The organism is Paenibacillus xylanilyticus, assembly GCF_047246825.1.
Classification (GTDB): Bacteria; Bacillota; Bacilli; order Paenibacillales; family Paenibacillaceae; genus Paenibacillus; species Paenibacillus xylanilyticus_B.
Map to the genome: position 1 here is coordinate 1 of NZ_JBFOLB010000005.1, position 16960 is coordinate 16960.

Sequence of the window (16960 nt, forward strand, 5' to 3'; positions counted from 1 at the left end):
AAAACATTATCTAATCATGTTATATATTTAATGTTAAACATCGCACAACTGAACATTATCATTTCCATCCGAACTCACCCTTTTTGTATCCCGTAATGTATACATCTGCATAAGACCAGTTGATAACTTTCTGCCACTCTCTGGACCGGATGCTGGAGTACTGGCTGTCCTTCTTTTTTCCGACCACACCTTCCATACCCATAGCCTCTATTTGAGCGAACAAAGCCTCTCCAGCGTCTTCTATATGAGGTATAACCCCAAAGCTTTTGGATGGTAATGTGAGACTCTGTAAAATGGTTTTGCGTTCTATAAGAGGCAGCTTGCGTAGGTCCTGACCTTTATATTGCAGGATATCGAATATGGCGAAGGTGACCGATAGAGTCTTGGTCAGCTGCTGAACCTTCGAGTGATGCCGAGTACTGAACCGGCTCATGACTGCCTCAAAGTCATCTAAGCCTGTTTCCGGATCAGTACATGCTACCTCACCATCAAGAATGATGTCAGAGTCAAATGGCAGGACCAACTCCGGATACTGACGAGTGCAGTCGTTGTTGTGACGTGTATATAACCGGACATTGCCCGACTGTTGCGAATATATCAACCGGTGACCGTCTACTTTAGGTTCGAAAATGTATTGCGAATCCGAGAATGGTCCCGGTGCTGTTTCAAGTAACATTGGACTGATAAACATAAAAACACCTCAACCCAATTATAGCGTTTTGCTAGAAAGGATTGAGGCGGTAAGTTATGGAGAAAGTTGTTGAATATTTTATTTCATAAATGTACGTTCAAACCATTCAAGGGTCTCTGTTATAGTCGCGATTGCTATAACTAAAGACATTAAGGCGCTAATGAAACACCAAACTATAGAGTCGGTAACACCGTTTAGTTTGCCGTAATTCTCACCACAATAAGGGCAAATGATAGCTGTGTTTGAGATTGATCTTCCACATGTTCTACAAGACGTGGTTGTGCTTATTCTTATACCTCTTAATTTCTTGTAAATGTTGATAAACATCTTAACAGTAAAAAAGATGGCAAACAAAACTGCAATTAATATACAGAGACCTAATACAAACACACCAAAGTAGTTACTAATTTTATTCATCTGTTCACTCATACGAAGCTTTTATCCCTTCACTCAAAATTTATTCTACTAACGTACCATCCGGATATTCCTCTAATTGATTCCCCACCCAACTCCCGGCACCACGGTTATCTGATCGACTTATGTATTCAATATCTGCTCCTTCTGCTCCTTCTCCACCTTCTGCACACATTGCCATAGGCCATTCATCACGGTCATAGCCTTTCTATGTTCCTACGCCTCTCAGTGACAGTTTACGTTTGTTTTCTGCTCCATCACGGTCAATAGTGCACGTGGCTGGATGGCCACTCTCTATGGCGTTTTGGATGTGCTGTGCTGTCTCTGGATAGCGATCAGAAGGAAAGGTGATTTGAACTATTGCTTCTTATTCCTGCTGAGGTGTGGTTACTTCTGTTGTTTCTTCCTGATCCGAGTTAAACCATTGATCTCCATGATAAACGGCATAACTGATTATGATAGCCAAGATCATTCCTGCAATCTTTTTCATTCTCTGACCTCCTATTTAATACTTCGGTAGTTCCTTAAAACACTCCTTCACTTGATGCTCCAGAAGGGTATAATCGCACTTTATACGCCAGTTCCTTACAATGTACCGCTTCTCCTGTATAACGACAGCAGGGGTGTTTACCCAACCCGTACAGCGGCATTGAAGCGTACTTCTCAAACGCCTTTATACATATTAAATCGGACAGACTAGGGATTCTGTTTACCCTTACTTGCACATGATGGGACAGAAATGTTATTAGATTGGATAGATAATTAAAAGAAGATAATACCTAGTCATTTGACTGGGTATTTTTTCTGTTGAATAACGAACGTATATTCGCATATAATAGTAAAAAGCAAACAGATGTTCTGTTATCTGGAGGGATGAACATGCCAGCAAAATACCTAGGTTGGTTGGTCGAGATCATATATGAGGATCAAAGCGGGAAGATTACAAAGCGGCGTATACAAGTCAAGAGCATTCGATCTGGGCTGATTAAGGCAGACGACCTTCTGTCTGGCCAACCACGTACTTTCCGTGAATCGGGGCTGCTGGCATGTCATCCGATCAAGACGACAGCATAGGAGGTAGGCCAGATGCTAAATGATTACGAACGGAAAGTGCTGAGAATTTTGTATAACTACAAAGGGATTCGGAGACGATTTCCAACTATACATGAACTAACAGTTAAGACTGGGAGAGGCAGAGCGGACATAATGGCTGCCCTTCAAGGTTTGATTGCTGCAAATTACATAACGTGGGTAGATAAATCTGATACCGCAAACATCGTTATTCTTGAAGGCTGGGAACGTGAGAATGAGCAGCCCAAACCACCTGCAACTTCACAGTTTGAGCGATCAAATGACATCAGTTATTGGACTGAATACTGAGGAGGGAACAGATATGGCCAAAAAATTGATTGATAACGACCAGTTCGAATCTTCATGTTTAATCTTACCAGAACACAAGGTAGATTGGTTGACGCGACAAGAGCAGATACTCGAAAAGAAAATAACGGTATTGGATGATCAGGAACTGGAGCAGATCCACCGTACGTTGATCGACTCGTATAACAGACGTCTGCGCATTCGTATCACGGTTTTTGATCAGATAGAGGATAAAGTCTATGAGGGAGTCGTATCAACCATAAATACATATCTAATGGAAATCAAACTTGTCTGGGGTAATGGCGAGTACAAGTTCATAAACATAGATAAAATTATTTCTACGAGTATTTAAAAAAGCGACCTTGTCATATGACGAGGGCGCTATTTTTGTTGGTTTGCGAACACTATCTCGTAGACACACGAATTATCTAATATCAAAGTTCTGGTCCAAAGTATAGCTTCAACTTACATTCACAAAAAATATAACAATGTCCGCGAATATAATAACACAACTTGTAGCTATTCGAATAATTCCTTATGTTGCTTAACCTATATCATTACCGTCCTAATAATCCTAAAGACATAGTGTTGATCCTGATGACTGTATACTGGTACTGATGTTAAAGTATAATACTAACTATGCTATTTGTATAACTACAGCTTTAAGGACGTGAAAGTATTGAAAGACCAATTAGTACACATGCGCGACAAGTTAAATAATATAAATAAACGTAATCGTTCGATTCGCTTATTGAAAATTTACCAAAAATGGAGTTTTGACCTTTCTTCTATAGATACTTTAGAAAAAAAGGATGATGCGGAATCCATTTTGAAAAAGGTCATAGAACTGAGGACAAAAGGAAAAATCACCTTACTACAACCTTCAATAGATAATGAGAAATCCATGATCGTATCTAAAAAACTAACGGATCTCTACCGTCAAATTAAAGCAGCAGAAGATGAAACGGGTGTCCACGATTTTTACTTGGGGTATCCATTTTTATCTGGTGTTCTTCTTGATGGCACTTTTATTCAAGCTCCTCTTTTCCTTTTTCCGATTCGCCTAGAGAAAGATAACACAGCATTACAAAAATGGGTGATCCAACTTGAAGAAGGTGGACCTCAGCTGAATCGCACTCTATTTCTCGCTTTGAAGAAGTTACACCAACTTGGCTTCTCAGAAGAGATTTTCGAAGAGGCCATCTCTGTAGCAAGTTCCATGAATTTTACGGAAATTCTAAGCTTCTTGGAAAAACATCAGTTAAAGGTCCACTATTCTCCAACGGGTCTCACTCGTTTGAAGGAGTATAAGTCGAGCGACATTCCAGAAGTAGCCAACTTAACCCTGCTAGAACATGCAGTAATAGGTGATTTTCCACAAGGGGGATCAGCCATTGTCCGTGATTATGATGAACTAATTCAATTGAACGAATCCAGTTCTCTCGCATTAGTGGGGGAAATGATTGATTTTAAAAATAATGGGTCAACGGACGAAGGCATGTTAAGGAACCCATTAGAAGAACCAAACGAGCAGGTAGATATTAAGGGAGATATTTTAAATCTGTTGCAAACCGACGGTTCCCAGGAGGAGATTATACGGGAAGCTCGTTTTCAAAAAGGCCTTGTCGTTCACGGCCCTCCCGGAACAGGCAAATCCCAAGTCATTGTAAATTTAATTACGGACGCTCTACATAGAAAGAAAAAAGTTCTTGTAGTCTGTCAAAAACGAGCCGCTTTGGATGTTGTTTATCAACGGATGAGTACGCTGGGTCTGAGTGATCACATTGCCCTTGTCCATGATGAGAATATGGATCGAAAACAATTGTATCAAAAGATTACGACTGTCTTGGAACATAGCGAATTGCAATTTGCTGAAGCCGTAGACGAACTAATAAACGTCACCTCAAGGGTCGCTGATCAAGAACAACTATTGAACACTATCGCGAAAGCTCTTTACGAAAAACAGTCCTTTGGTTACAGACTGTATGAACTTTACGGTCAATCCAAACCCATTATGGATTCGAACCAAGTTATTACTTTGCAAAGCATTTCTGATCATTTGACCAAGGATTCATTACGTGAAATGGCAAATGATATATTCACGTATGGGGAGTGGTACGAGCAGTTCGGTGACAAGGACTATCCGCTGCGTGATCGTAAGAGTTTTGCTAACTTTGATATACAAAAGAAGTTAGACACAATGGAAAAACTCGAAAACTTAATTCACAAAGCCAAAACAGCCATAGAATTGATCCAAACGCTAAATCTTGAAAAGTTTACACCAGCTTATTCCTGGGAAGTGCAAAACCGATTAAACAAAATATACCCAGAACTCGAAGGAAGCCAGAAGCGTCCCCTTCAAGGATTGCGCCTATTTTGGTGGACTAAATTCACAGGTAAATCCATCATCGCCCAGGTTACTGACGGAGTTCCATTTAGAGGAACAAGTTCAGTTGAGTGGGTCCAAATAAAGCAAAGATTGAAAGTGATACACGACTTAGGGGTTGTAACAAAAGCATTAGCTGATGAACTAATTGTTTTAAATTCTTTAATTCAGGAAAAGGATGTTGTGAAGTTACAAGAGCGAGTGTCAAAAGGGGAAATTCCCGTACAAGAGTTCATCTTACTGTTACACCATTTTCAGCGTAATTTTGATGATTTAAAACTGATGGATGCTTTCTGGGATCAGACTAATAGTGAAACAAGAAGCGTTATCTTAGCCTTGCAAGAAAAAGAATGCGATAGTGACCAGTCACTCTCTGCGTTTTGGGTAGATACCTTTAAAAACTCTGCCTATGTACATTGGATCGATCTAATTGAAGCAAAATATCCAGATGTTAAAAAAATCTCTACAAATGAATTTAAGCGAATACGCCAGTCATTTGCAGAATTGTTGGAAGAGAAGCGTGAAGTATCCGCTAAATATCTGATAAATGAATTAAAAAATCATGTGAATTTCTTGCAGCTAAATAAAGGTTCATCAACGAAAGAGCTAAAACATCAAACGGGCAAAAAGAGAATGGTTTGGCCTCTTCGCAAGTTAGTTAATCATTTTACCGATAACGTATTATCCGATATTTTACCCGTATGGCTAGCTTCGCCAGATATGGTGTCTTCGATCTTCCCACTTCAAGAAGGAATGTTTGACATAGTTATCTTTGATGAGGCTTCTCAACTCACCGTTGAAAGTAGTATGCCATCAGTATACCGTGGTAAGCAAATTATCGTAGCGGGGGACGAAAAGCAGCTTCAACCGTCCAATTTATTTAGAGCAGGCTATACCGATGAGGAAGAAGATGGAGAAGCTAAATATGAAGTCGATGAGTCTGTTAGCTTACTCAACTTAGCCAAAAGACGATTTCCGGAAAAAATCTTACAGTGGCATTACCGGTCAAAATATGAGGAACTCATTAATTTCTCTAACCATGCCTTTTACAACGGCTATGTACAAATTGCACCAAACGTGACGCCGTTTAAAAACCCTCCAGCAATAGTCTGGAAAAAGGTGAATGGCAGATGGCTGAACCAATCAAACGAAGTCGAAGCCCTAGAAGTTGTTATGCAGTTGAAGCAAACTTTAATCGAACAAGATCACAAATCCGTTGGTATAATCACCTTCAATGCGAAGCAACAGTCTAAAATTCTAGATTTAATTGATAAAACCGTCTTAGAAGATGAGGAGTTTAGAGTACTCTATTCAGAGCAGATGGCTCGGGACCTAGATGAAAGACTCTTTGTTAAAAATATTGAAAATGTCCAAGGGGACGAGCGTGATATCATTATTTTCTCCATAGGATATGCCAAAAATGAAGAAGGTAAAGTATATAATCGCTTTGGCTCTCTCAACCAAAAAAACGGGGAAAACCGGCTTAATGTGGCGATTACTCGTGCCAAAGAAAGTATTATTGTGGTTTCAAGCATAGAGCCCGAAGATCTGAATGTAGCGAATACTTCTGAACCAGGCCCTAGACTGTTCAAGAGTTATTTGAAATATGCTAGAGCCGTCTCGGGAAGTCATACAGAAGACATTGCTTCAGTGATTCGAGAGATCCACGAATCCGTAAGCACACAAACGGTCCAACAATCACTGCAATTCGATTCTCCATTTGAAGAACAAGTATACCAGCAACTACGGAACTTGGGATATGAAGTGACTACACAGGTGGGGATGTCAGGTTACCGAATCGATATGGCCGTTGTTCATCCGAATGATCGTTCTAGGTATATTCTAGGAATCGAATGTGATGGGGCCATGTATCATAGTTCTCCAAGCGCTCGAGAAAGAGATGTGTATAGACAAAGATACCTGGAATCGAGAGGCTGGATTATTGAACGAATTTGGAGCCGAAATTGGTGGAGAAATCCTGTCGCTGAAATAGAACGGATCAATGAACGAATTAAAGAATTATCCCAAAAGGGGAGAGTAGAGTAATCTAAGAGTCTTGGTTCTTCCTTCTCAACTCTACATTTACGACTCAAACTGATTACTTCTCAGTAAAGCGAGGAGCAAGCATTTTAAAATCCTAAGTTTATCATTGTACAAAAGAGCCAAATACTCTAACACGAAAGGTAACAGCCAGTCGTCAGAATATAATTGCGACTGGCTGTTACCTTTCGTTAGACTCCCAATTAATTAGATTAACCTCAATTGGCATTCTGACAACGAAGTCATGATTATTTCATCGAATAAAACAAGAAATCTCGAACTTTCTTGAGGAGATGTCTAATGTTAATCTGTTTAGAAAACATTAGGGCCAAGATTTTAATGTGGTGAAGAATCTTGAATATACTCTATTGATATATTTGGAATCTTTATATATATATTGGTTTTTGGTCTGTTTCATTTTTGGGAAAGGCGGGCAAAAGGTAAAAAAATGACCTTAATCACGTAAAATAATACCGCTGTTTGTAAGCGCCATCTTGTTATGCTTAGAAGCAGGAAAAAACTTAAGAGTCGAAAGGAAGAGACAGATGGGTGCTGATAAGGAGTACGCAAAAATTGCCCAGGATGTAATTAAAGGGCTTGGTGGGAAAGAAAATATCATTTCAATGGCACATTGTGCCACGCGTCTCAGACTGATCGTTAAAGATCGGGACATCATTGATGATGAGTTTATTGAAAACGTAGACAAGGCTAAAGGGGTATTCTTCACTTCAGGGCAATATCAAATCATATTTGGAACCGGTACCGTTAACAGGGTGTACGAAGCCATGATTGGCCAAGATGTTTCATCAACTTCCAAAGCGGATCTGAAAGAAAAAGCCTCTGAACAAGGTGATAATTTCATCAAACGTATGATTCGGATTTTCGGAGATGTATTTGTACCAATTATCCCAGCATTGGTCGCAACGGGATTATTCATGGGTGTCCGAGGCTTGATTACGCAGCCGGCCATCCTCGAATGGTTTGGACTTACACCGGAGAGCATTTCCGATAATTTCTTGATGTTCACGCAAATCTTGACCGACACGGCTTTCGCTTTCTTGCCAGTACTGGTTTGCTGGTCGACATTCCGGGTATTTGGGGGATCACCGTTGCTCGGGATTTTGCTCGGGTTGATGCTTGTTCACCCATCCCTACCAACTTCCTGGGATGTTGCCCAAGGGGTTCAGGAACCACTAATGTTCCTTGGATTTATTAAAGTAGCGGGCTATCAGGGATCAGTGCTACCAGCGTTTATCATCGGTATAGTCGGTGCACTAATGGAGAAGAGAATCCGAAAAATTGTTCCTGAAGCGCTAGATTTGATCTTAACCCCGTTCCTAACTTTACTAGTTTCTCTATTGCTGGGCTTATTCGTAATTGGTCCTGTGTTCCATGAAGTTGAAGTGCTGATTTTGTCAGCAGTTACATGGATTCTGCAGCTACCGTTTGGAATCGGCGGATTTATCTACGGCGGTATAAACCAATTTATCGTAGTAACCGGTTTGCATCATGCCTTGAACCTGATTGAGATTCAAATGTTGAGTGATAGTGGCTGGAATATGGTCAATGCGATTAGTTCCGGTTCAATTGCCGCACAAGCTGGAGCGGCACTAGCTGTCGGTCTGAAAGCAAAAAGCAACAAGATTAAGTCCGTTGCCTATCCTTCTTCCCTGTCCGCACTACTGGGGATTACGGAACCTGCTATTTTCGGTGTGAATATACGTTACGGCAAGCCATTCTTAATGGGATTAATTGGTGGTGCATTCGCCGGATTCTTTGCACGGATCCTTGATGTTCAGGCAACAGGCATGTCGATCACCGTTATTCCGGGAATGCTGTTGTACTTGAACTCACAGATTATTCCGTACATTGCTACTTGCGTTATTGGATTCGGAGTCGCATTCGCCCTTACTTGGATGTTTGGTTTTAAAGAGACAGCTAAACTTAAATAAAGAAACAGGTGGAGAGAACCATGCATAACAAACTACTAGAAAAGTTGAACAGTCTTACCGTTGAAGAAAAAATTGGCCAACTGATTCAACTAACGGGTGACTTCTTTGAAGGAGATCTAGATACCGTTGTAACAGGACCACTTAAAAAATTGGGACTACATCCTAATTATAATGTGTACAATACAGGTTCCATTCTCAACGTGACAGATGCAGATAAAATTATCCGACTGCAAACAGATTATTTAGAAAAATCCAATCATAAAATTCCGCTGCTATTTATGGCGGATATCATCTACGGATTCCGTACCATCTTTCCCATCCCGCTTGCTCAGACATGCAGCTGGAACTTTGAGGCGATTAAGCATGCAGCTTCAATCTCGGCTCGAGAGTGCTATGACGAAGGTGTCCACGTAACCTTTTCTCCTATGGTGGATGTTGTTAGGGATCCCCGCTGGGGACGAGTGATGGAGTCACCGGGTGAGGATACGTTACTAGCCAAAAAATATGCTAAAAGCATGGTCTACGGAATACAGGGACAAGAAGCTGAAAGCATTCCTACTGATAAAATTGCTGCTTGCGTTAAGCACTTTGCTGCGTACGGCGCGCCTATAGCCGGAAGAGAGTACAACGCTGTAGACATGTCCGAACATATGCTGCGCGAATATTATCTACCCGGATATCAAGCTGCAATTGATGCGGGGGCCAAGCTTGTCATGACTGCGTTTAATACACTAAATGGTATTCCCGCCACAGGAAACGCATGGCTGAACCGAGATTTGCTCAGAGAGGAAATGAAATTTGATGGGGTCTTGATTTCCGATTACGCGGCGGTCGAAGAGTTAATCATGCACGGCTACGCGGAAAACGCAACTGAAGCCGCCAAACTAGCTCTGGCCGCAGGGGTTGATATCGATATGAAGACAGCCGTATATGCCAACCAGCTGGAGAGCGTAATCTCGGGTAACGAACTTTTGGAGCAACTTTTGGATGACGCTGTCTATCGTGTGTTAAAGCTGAAAAGTGACCTTGGACTATTCGAGGACCCGTACCGCGGGTTGAAGACTCGTCAGGGGCAAGCAACCCGCATTCTTTCAGACGAACATAAAAAGGCTGCACAATCGTTGGCAGAAGAATCCATCGTTTTGTTGAGAAACGAAAAGAATCTGCTGCCATTATCAAAACAGACTAAGATCGCTTTAATTGGACCCTATGCAGAAGAAAACTCTACCTTGGGTATGTGGGCAATCAAAGGTAACGAAGCAGATACCGTAAATTTAAAAACAGGACTGTTAAAACATATGGATGCAGAACAACTGTCTGTATGCAGGGGTTCATACCTCATACCTGACCATGCACGAGAAGCTCTCGGTAAGTATGTAGATAAATTGCCTGTTGAAACAAAGAGTGAGGACGCTCTACTACAGGAAGCAATCCATAACGCGAAGGAAGCAGATGTTGTTATCCTTGCTTTGGGAGAAAGCATCTATCAGAGCGGTGAGGGCGGTTCTCGCACGAACCCGACATTACCTGAGCCTCAGCTGAAGCTACTCCGTGAATTAAAGCAACTGGGTAAACAGCTTGTGGTCATCGTGTACAGCGGACGGCCGTTGATTCTGACTGAAGTTGCCGAACTAGCCGATGCTCTCATTCAAGCTTGGTATCCAGGAACAATGGGCGGGGATGCGCTGGCGAATATCCTATACGGGGTAGTCAATCCATCCGGTAAGCTCGCAATGACCTTCCCGCGCAGTGTCGGACAAATTCCGGTCTACTACAATGAGCTCAATACGGGACGCCCAGATTTACCTGAGAATGGCTCCTACCGTTTTGCAACTCGGTATATCGATGAAGTAAACGAACCGCTCTATCCATTTGGGTATGGAAAATCCTATTCTACATTTGACTGTAGCTTACTTTCCGTCAGCCAAAAAGAAATGGGCACTGATGAGTCAGTTGATATTGAGGTATCTGTGTCCAATACAGGAAAGTTCGACGGAAAAGAGACGATTCAGCTCTACATTCGCGATCGATTTGCCAGTGTAACGAGACCGGTGAAAATGCTGACCGACTTCCGGCAGATTTTCTTGCAGAGCGGCGAAACCGGAACTGTTCAGTTCTCCATTCATGAAGAGATGCTTAGATTTGTTGGAAGCCGTATGAAGTATCAGAGTGAGCCAGGTGATTTTGATGTGTACATCGGTACAAGTTCACAAGATACTCCGCTGACCTTCAGCTTTTCCCTCCACCGGGAGGAGCAATTATGATCATGACCAAAAGTGAAGCTTATACGCTGAAATACCATATTACGCCGACGCAAGGCTTGCTAAATGACCCGAATGGGCTTGTTTATTTCCAAGGCCACTATCATGTTTTCTATCAATGGAATCCCTATGGCACAGAACACAAAAACAAAAGCTGGGGACATGTGGTGTCTACCGACCTAGTAAACTGGAGCAGAAAAAAAGTGGCCTTGGTGCCTTCGAAACCGTATGACAAAGACGGCATTTATTCTGGCGGAAGTATTGTTCATGATGGAAAGCTATACTTGTTCTATACAGGTAATGTGATCCGGGACGATGGAAGTAGAGCCAGTTATCAATGCGTGGCTGTTTCTGAAGATGGCGAGGAGTTCCGAAAACTCGGTCCATTATTTGAGCACCCTGCCGGCTATACGAGACATGTTCGTGATCCGAAAGTTTGGCAAGATAGTCAAGGGACATGGTGGCTCATCGTAGGCGCTCAGCGGGAAAATCTTACAGGAGATGCGCTTATCTATACATCTGAAGATCTGATCCACTGGTCAAGTCAGGGATCCTTCTTTGAACAGGAACAGTCTTTCGGTTATATGTGGGAATGTCCGGATGTGATACAGTTTCCGGAACAGGATGTCTTTGTATTCTCTCCTCAAGGGTTGGAGGAGGAAGGGGACAAGTATAGAAACCCCAATCAATCAGGCTACATTGTAGGCCTTTTATCAGAGACAGGGAAATTTCTCGGTAAGTTGTCTGAATTTAATGAACTTGATCATGGGTTTGATTTTTATGCTCCTCAGACGTTTAAGACCGATAATCGAATCATCATGTTCGGTTGGATGAGCGCGATGACCGGAGAAATAGAGCAAGCTGTTCCAACGATCCAGGAAGGCTGGGTTCATACATTAACGATTCCAAGAGAAATGACTCTGGAAGACGGTGTGCTATATCAGAAACCCATACACGAATTACAACTGTTGAGACAACATGAAGAACATGGCGAAATTCGCAGCAACGGCCAATGGAACCTACCTTCACTTGCAGCAGAAGTGATTATGCGATTTACCAAGCTACAGGAAAGCTTCCAGATTGTGATCAGAAATGATGTTCAAATCGAATTCAATCACGAACATAATCATCTCACGGTATGGCGAACGAACTGGTTGACGAACGAGAAAGAGCACCGGAGAACTGTGCTAAGTCACCCGCTCGCAGAATTGCATATGTTCATCGAAAGCTCAAGTATAGAGCTCTTTGTAAATCAAGGGGAAGAAGTATTCTCTTTACGCTACTTCTTGGAGGATATCCAAGAACGGAGTATTCGGCTTGAATCGGCAGATATTGAAGGAGCCTTTAGCATATATTCATTGCAGAAAAGTATAGATTAGGAGGAAAATCACATGTTTCAATGGGGGAAAAACAAAAAGACACTGGATTCGCTGGATATAATAGCTCCAATTCCCGGCGAAGTTATTGCGTTAAGCCAAGTTCCTGATCCCGCTTTTGCGGGAGGCCATATGGGTGAAGGGGTAGCAATTAACCCCGCTGAGGGAAGTGTCTACGCTCCCATTGATGGGAAAATTGCTCATATCATGGACAAGAGCAAGCATGCTGTCATCATCGAGCACAAAAGCGGTATTCAGGTTCTCATCCATGTGGGTATTGAAACGGTGTCGCTCAAAGGAAATGGGTTTATACTACATGTAAAGAATGGCGCCAAAGTGAGCAAGGGTCAGCTGCTCCTCGAATTCGATATTGCCTTGATTCAAGCAGCAGGCCTGTCCGTGATCAGTCCAGTCATTGTTCCGGATGGACTGGATTCTGTGGACCGAGTAGAAATACATGACCTTCAACAGCCAAAAGGCTCTGATGATCCGGTCATGACAGTGCATTTGAAATGATAATGAGACAAGCCTTGTACTATGACGAATCTCTGTAAGGGTACAAGCACTCTAGAGAAGGCAGTGATCCCCTCCGGGGATAATCTGCCTTCTTTTTTAGTACCTTAATTCGAAAGAATTACTTGTTTGCGTGATTTACTGTCGGTATAGTATAGGTAAAAGAAGCGGGTTATCGACTTAATAAAACACGTGAGTTAATGGTTTATGGCCTTGTTAACGGAGTGACATCATGAAAAAAATGTATGAACATATTGAAATAGATCGCAAAAAGTTAATTAACCTTTTTATTTTCCAAGCCAATGATACGGAAAGAGTTATTCCGATGCATTTTCACAGCAATATGGAACTCATCTATTGTATTAGCGGAAGCTTGCGGGTATGGCATGACGGGAAGGTAATCACACTGACGGACCAAGATTTGTTGTTCATTAATAGTAATGTTCCTCACTCGACTCAAAGTCTGACTGAGAATCGTGTTCTTATACTTCACTTTACGGAATCCTTTTTTGCTAATGAACAGGTCGTCATCCAGTTGAACACATCGGAGGAACGTATGGATGAGGAGATCCTGTCTAACCTCAGAAACTTACTGATGGAAATATACAATCTGCATGTATCTACGGGTACCTACGACTATATTCTTGCACAAAGCCGGGTCATCGAATTGAAATATAGACTGGTGCATTCTTTTGGCCAAGTCGCTCATAGCCCATCTGCGACTAACAGTGCGAGACAGCAAAGAATTCAGACCATCTTGGATTATATAAAAGAGCATTATACGGAGAATATCAGTTTGGCTGAAACAGCCCGAGTATGCGGTTATTCTGAGGCTTATTTGTCCCGAATGTTTCATGAATACACAGGGCAAACATTTACAGAGTACAAGCAGATCCTATGCCTAGAAATGGCGATCGAATTGTTGGATTCAACCAATAAATCGCTTACGGAGATTTCTTATGAAACAGGGTTCCCTAACGTGAAGTCCTTTAGAAAAGCATTTAAGGAAGTAATGGGGAAAACACCTTATGAGTACAAAAAATCAAGTGAAGTACTAAAGTGAGGGACTGCAAGGATGTAGATATCTTTTGAAGAGGATTGGTTTAAAGAATTGTGTGTCGAAAATCAAGAACAAGAGTTACGATATTCATACTTTCAAACTGTAGCTGTTTACCCTAATGACGGTTTGTACTATAAAAGCTTAATATAATGATACGCATCGAAACCTACCCTCCTTTTTGGAGTTTTTTTGTTTGTGCGGTTAACATAAGAAGTGCATAATCGCTTCCGATATCAAACAGCTAAATAACATCTGCCAAGATTAAAGACTTCGTGTTCGTTAGAGTAAGCAGGCATCTAAAGAAGAATGGATGGAAAGGTCATTTACATCACTAGTAGGTGGATGAATCTTGGGAGGGATCGTTAATGGAAAAGCTAAATAATCTTGGGGAAACAGGTTATCGACTCTTGATTCATAATCTTCTAGCCACATTACAACATGACATTGAGTCAAAGAATGAGGAGGAGAAAAAAATAGCAGAGAGGATCTCTCAGCGGGTCGAGGAACAAATTGAGACTATATACCAGTATCAGATACAATCGGAAAGTCTTGTAACACACATTCACATCGTATTTAGCCTCTCGGATGCCGGCTCATTAAAAGTGACCCTTAGTAAACTCGGTATACGATCGCAGTGCCGAGTATTGGCATTTAATGATCTATTTTCAGTAGGACCTATTTATGATTTAACTACCGCGGAAGGTCAACTGCAAAGGCAGTTATGGTGGATGGAACATGATTCAGATCAATATTATGGAAACCTTCTAAACCAGGATAATCAGATGGAAAACATGATTAGGACTTTACGACAGATACCTGAGGGTAAGTCAGTTACCATTTGGTATGCGGATAATGCTCATGACCAGATCGGACTTCGCTTCGCATTATATCTATTGAAGGATCGTAAGAATTCAGTTCATACAGTAAATGTATCCGAAGTGCATAAGGACGTCGCAAAGGTTCCGGAAGAAGGCGTTGCTCCTTACGCACAGGCATTAATCAGCAAAGAGAATTACATTAAAATTGTAAAAAACTATGGCGACGGTTTTCCTCTAGATCCTGATCAGAGAAAGTATTATGAATCAGAGTGGCTGGATTTGGTTGACCAACATCATATCATTCGTTTTTGGGAAGACGGAAAAATTCAAGGCCAGGCAGAGGATGTCATTGATGCAGTTATTATGGAGTCAGTTAAAAAGCTACAAAACAAGCTCCAACCCGAAGAGTTTGTTCAAGCTGGTGCTGTCGTGAGCAAAGTCTTGCAGTACCTTCAGCAAAGTATAGGGTCTTCGTTTGTTGTGTATCGAATCTGGAGCTTAGTGAGTAATGGAATCTTGTTATTTCGAGGATTACCCGGTCTCTTGCATAATTTTTCAATACGTTCGTCTACTTGAAGATTCGATCAGATAAAGGAATTCAACGATGAAGATTTCTAAGATTCAATCAACCCAGCCTCGAGACTCAAAGATTCCCAACAGAGGTATTCTAATTGCGATCAGAGTATTAAGGGATTCTTTCATTGCGTGTAGCTCAAAAGGATTTCAATACAAGTATGATGCTAGTCGTGAGAATGAATACAAAATCAGTCAGAGAAACAATAATCTCAAATAAATCTAGTATGGAGTATATCTTAAGTTTGAGCGTAGATTGATATCTAATTGAAGCGAGCATAAACTAACTCGCACCAAATGATTTATCCATGTTTTCTTTGTAGTATTCCTTCAGCATAACCTTATTAATTTGGAGCACAAAGACTCTTATAAATTCTTGACAAGTATAGTACTTGTCAAGAAGTCAAAATATGCAATGTACTCAAAATATCGGATTTCATCCTATAGCTTTAGTCAAAATCGCAGATGAACTTTATTACTACGAAATTATAATTAAATTATAATTGAAACAAAAAATCGAAAATGCTCCCCTATATATAGCCTCATTTATGTATTAAATCCTAATTCATCTACCTTCTACACGAAGGGACCTCAACGAACAATCGCTATAAGTACAGGGGTTGTATTTATGATGATTGGAGTAATTGCAAAGTTGCTGCCTTTTGTGTAATCAAATAATGACGTTGTGAAATTTTACCTTTATAATAATAACAATGGATAACTTATAGACTTAATTTTATCGGAGTGAGTGCATGATCTATATTACGGGAGATATTCATGGAACAATGAGCGTTAATAAACGGCTGAATAGAAGAAACTTTCCAGAACAAAAACACCTGACCAAAGAAGATTACGTCATCATTGCTGGAGACTTTGGGTTGATATGGGGTGGTAGTAATGAGGATCGATATTGGCTTAAGTGGCTGGACAAAACCAAGTCGTTCACCACTCTTTTTGTAGACGGCAATCATGAGAACTTCGATTTGCTTGAACAGTACCCCGTTGAGATTTGGAATGGTGGAAAGATACATAGGATAAACAATAGCGTCATCCATTTGATGCGAGGACAAGTATATAACATTGATGGCCAATCATTTTTCACATTTGGTGGCGCAGCTTCTCATGATAAGGAATACCGAAAAGAAGGGAAGTCCTGGTGGCGCCGTGAAATGCCTTCACCAGAGGAATACATAGAAGGATTGAGCAATCTAGAGAAGGCTGATTGGAAAGTAGATTATATTATCACCCATACGTGTTCGACCAAAGCATTAGAGTATATTAAAGTTCAACGTAATATTCACATGGATGCGGATGAAATGCATTCATACTTCCAGGAAATGGAGCAGAAATTAGAATATAAGCAGTGGTACTTTGGGCATTTTCATCATGACTTTGAATTGCCGAATAATCAGCGATTGTTGTATACAGATATGATACGGATCAACTAAATCACAGAATAATCGCTTTATTTAGAGAATAGTGCAGACAATTTAAGGAGG

14 protein-coding genes and 1 pseudogene are annotated in these 16960 nt (G+C 41.2%); 11 read left to right on the forward strand and 4 right to left on the reverse strand.

All coding sequences use genetic code 11. The features are described from left to right. Positions 1-58 precede the first annotated feature (58 nt). From AB3N00_RS24225 to AB3N00_RS24240, 4 genes and pseudogenes are all read right to left on the reverse strand, one after another. Complete coding sequence (locus AB3N00_RS24225; RefSeq protein WP_413036885.1) at positions 59-676, reverse strand: ATP-dependent DNA ligase; 618 nt, start codon at positions 674-676, stop codon at positions 59-61. Positions 677-769: 93 nt separating this feature from the next. Beyond that, positions 770-1120, reverse strand: a complete 351-nt coding sequence (locus AB3N00_RS24230) for a hypothetical protein (RefSeq protein WP_413036886.1) — start codon at positions 1118-1120, stop codon at positions 770-772. A 28-nt stretch (positions 1121-1148) separates the two neighbouring features. Continuing rightward, positions 1149-1457 (reverse strand): annotated as a pseudogene (locus tag AB3N00_RS24235) (hypothetical protein); the annotation flags it as partial. Between the two features lie 15 nt (positions 1458-1472). Beyond that, positions 1473-1595: a hypothetical protein gene (locus AB3N00_RS24240; protein WP_258377619.1), complete on the reverse strand. Its 123-nt coding sequence runs from the start codon at positions 1593-1595 to the stop codon at positions 1473-1475. A gap of 389 nt (positions 1596-1984) precedes the next feature. On the opposite strand from AB3N00_RS24240, the gene AB3N00_RS24245 reads away from it, so the two are divergent. The 11 genes from AB3N00_RS24245 to AB3N00_RS24295 all read left to right on the forward strand — a co-directional run bounded on the left by AB3N00_RS24245 (position 1985) and on the right by AB3N00_RS24295 (position 16909). Further along, positions 1985-2179, forward strand: a complete 195-nt coding sequence (locus tag AB3N00_RS24245) for a hypothetical protein (RefSeq protein WP_286456674.1) — start codon at positions 1985-1987, stop codon at positions 2177-2179. A gap of 12 nt (positions 2180-2191) precedes the next feature. Next, entirely contained in the window at positions 2192-2485 is a 294-nt protein-coding gene (locus AB3N00_RS24250; RefSeq protein ID WP_413036887.1) for a hypothetical protein, read from the forward strand. Between the two features lie 13 nt (positions 2486-2498). Next, positions 2499-2834: a YolD-like family protein gene (locus AB3N00_RS24255; RefSeq protein WP_413036888.1), complete on the forward strand. Its 336-nt coding sequence runs from the start codon at positions 2499-2501 to the stop codon at positions 2832-2834. A 327-nt stretch (positions 2835-3161) separates the two neighbouring features. Further along, on the forward strand, positions 3162-6914 hold the full coding sequence (locus AB3N00_RS24260) for an AAA domain-containing protein (protein WP_413036889.1): 3753 nt from the start codon (positions 3162-3164) through the stop codon (positions 6912-6914). A gap of 539 nt (positions 6915-7453) precedes the next feature. Beyond that, positions 7454-8860 (forward strand): sucrose-specific PTS transporter subunit IIBC, encoded by a 1407-nt coding sequence (locus AB3N00_RS24265; protein WP_110757915.1) that lies wholly within the window; start codon positions 7454-7456, stop codon positions 8858-8860. A 20-nt stretch (positions 8861-8880) separates the two neighbouring features. Continuing rightward, positions 8881-11124, forward strand: coding sequence for a beta-glucosidase BglX (gene bglX, locus AB3N00_RS24270; RefSeq protein WP_413036890.1), 2244 nt, complete (start codon positions 8881-8883; stop codon positions 11122-11124). Positions 11125-11126: 2 nt separating this feature from the next. Further along, positions 11127-12500 carry a glycoside hydrolase family 32 protein gene (locus AB3N00_RS24275; RefSeq protein ID WP_413037006.1) on the forward strand — a complete coding sequence of 458 codons (1374 nt, stop codon included), beginning with the start codon at positions 11127-11129 and terminating at the stop codon, positions 12498-12500. 12 nt (positions 12501-12512) lie between these two features. Further along, complete coding sequence (locus AB3N00_RS24280) at positions 12513-13013, forward strand: PTS glucose transporter subunit IIA (protein WP_413036891.1); 501 nt, start codon at positions 12513-12515, stop codon at positions 13011-13013. A gap of 229 nt (positions 13014-13242) precedes the next feature. Further along, on the forward strand, positions 13243-14073 hold the full coding sequence (locus AB3N00_RS24285) for an AraC family transcriptional regulator (protein ID WP_110757908.1): 831 nt from the start codon (positions 13243-13245) through the stop codon (positions 14071-14073). A gap of 362 nt (positions 14074-14435) precedes the next feature. Continuing rightward, complete coding sequence (locus tag AB3N00_RS24290) at positions 14436-15464, forward strand: DUF1835 domain-containing protein (RefSeq protein WP_110757906.1); 1029 nt, start codon at positions 14436-14438, stop codon at positions 15462-15464. 749 nt (positions 15465-16213) lie between these two features. Then, positions 16214-16909, forward strand: a complete 696-nt coding sequence (locus AB3N00_RS24295; RefSeq protein WP_413036892.1) for a metallophosphoesterase family protein — start codon at positions 16214-16216, stop codon at positions 16907-16909. The last annotated feature ends 51 nt before the right edge of the window (positions 16910-16960 follow it).

Excerpts from the sequence above, each read along its gene's own strand:
- AB3N00_RS24225 (WP_413036885.1), bottom strand. The coding sequence starts at position 676 with ATGTTACTTGAAACAGCACCGGGACCATTCTCGGATTCGCAATACATT.
- AB3N00_RS24230 (WP_413036886.1), bottom strand. The coding sequence starts at position 1,120 with ATGAGTGAACAGATGAATAAAATTAGTAACTACTTTGGTGTGTTTGTA.
- AB3N00_RS24240 (WP_258377619.1), bottom strand. The coding sequence starts at position 1,595 with ATGAAAAAGATTGCAGGAATGATCTTGGCTATCATAATCAGTTATGCC.
- AB3N00_RS24245 (WP_286456674.1), top strand. The coding sequence starts at position 1,985 with ATGCCAGCAAAATACCTAGGTTGGTTGGTCGAGATCATATATGAGGAT.
- AB3N00_RS24250 (WP_413036887.1), top strand. The coding sequence starts at position 2,192 with ATGCTAAATGATTACGAACGGAAAGTGCTGAGAATTTTGTATAACTAC.
- AB3N00_RS24255 (WP_413036888.1), top strand. The coding sequence starts at position 2,499 with ATGGCCAAAAAATTGATTGATAACGACCAGTTCGAATCTTCATGTTTA.
- AB3N00_RS24265 (WP_110757915.1), top strand. The coding sequence starts at position 7,454 with ATGGGTGCTGATAAGGAGTACGCAAAAATTGCCCAGGATGTAATTAAA.
- bglX (WP_413036890.1), top strand. The coding sequence starts at position 8,881 with ATGCATAACAAACTACTAGAAAAGTTGAACAGTCTTACCGTTGAAGAA.
- AB3N00_RS24275 (WP_413037006.1), top strand. The coding sequence starts at position 11,127 with ATGACCAAAAGTGAAGCTTATACGCTGAAATACCATATTACGCCGACG.
- AB3N00_RS24280 (WP_413036891.1), top strand. The coding sequence starts at position 12,513 with ATGTTTCAATGGGGGAAAAACAAAAAGACACTGGATTCGCTGGATATA.
- AB3N00_RS24285 (WP_110757908.1), top strand. The coding sequence starts at position 13,243 with ATGAAAAAAATGTATGAACATATTGAAATAGATCGCAAAAAGTTAATT.
- AB3N00_RS24290 (WP_110757906.1), top strand. The coding sequence starts at position 14,436 with ATGGAAAAGCTAAATAATCTTGGGGAAACAGGTTATCGACTCTTGATT.
- AB3N00_RS24295 (WP_413036892.1), top strand. The coding sequence starts at position 16,214 with ATGATCTATATTACGGGAGATATTCATGGAACAATGAGCGTTAATAAA.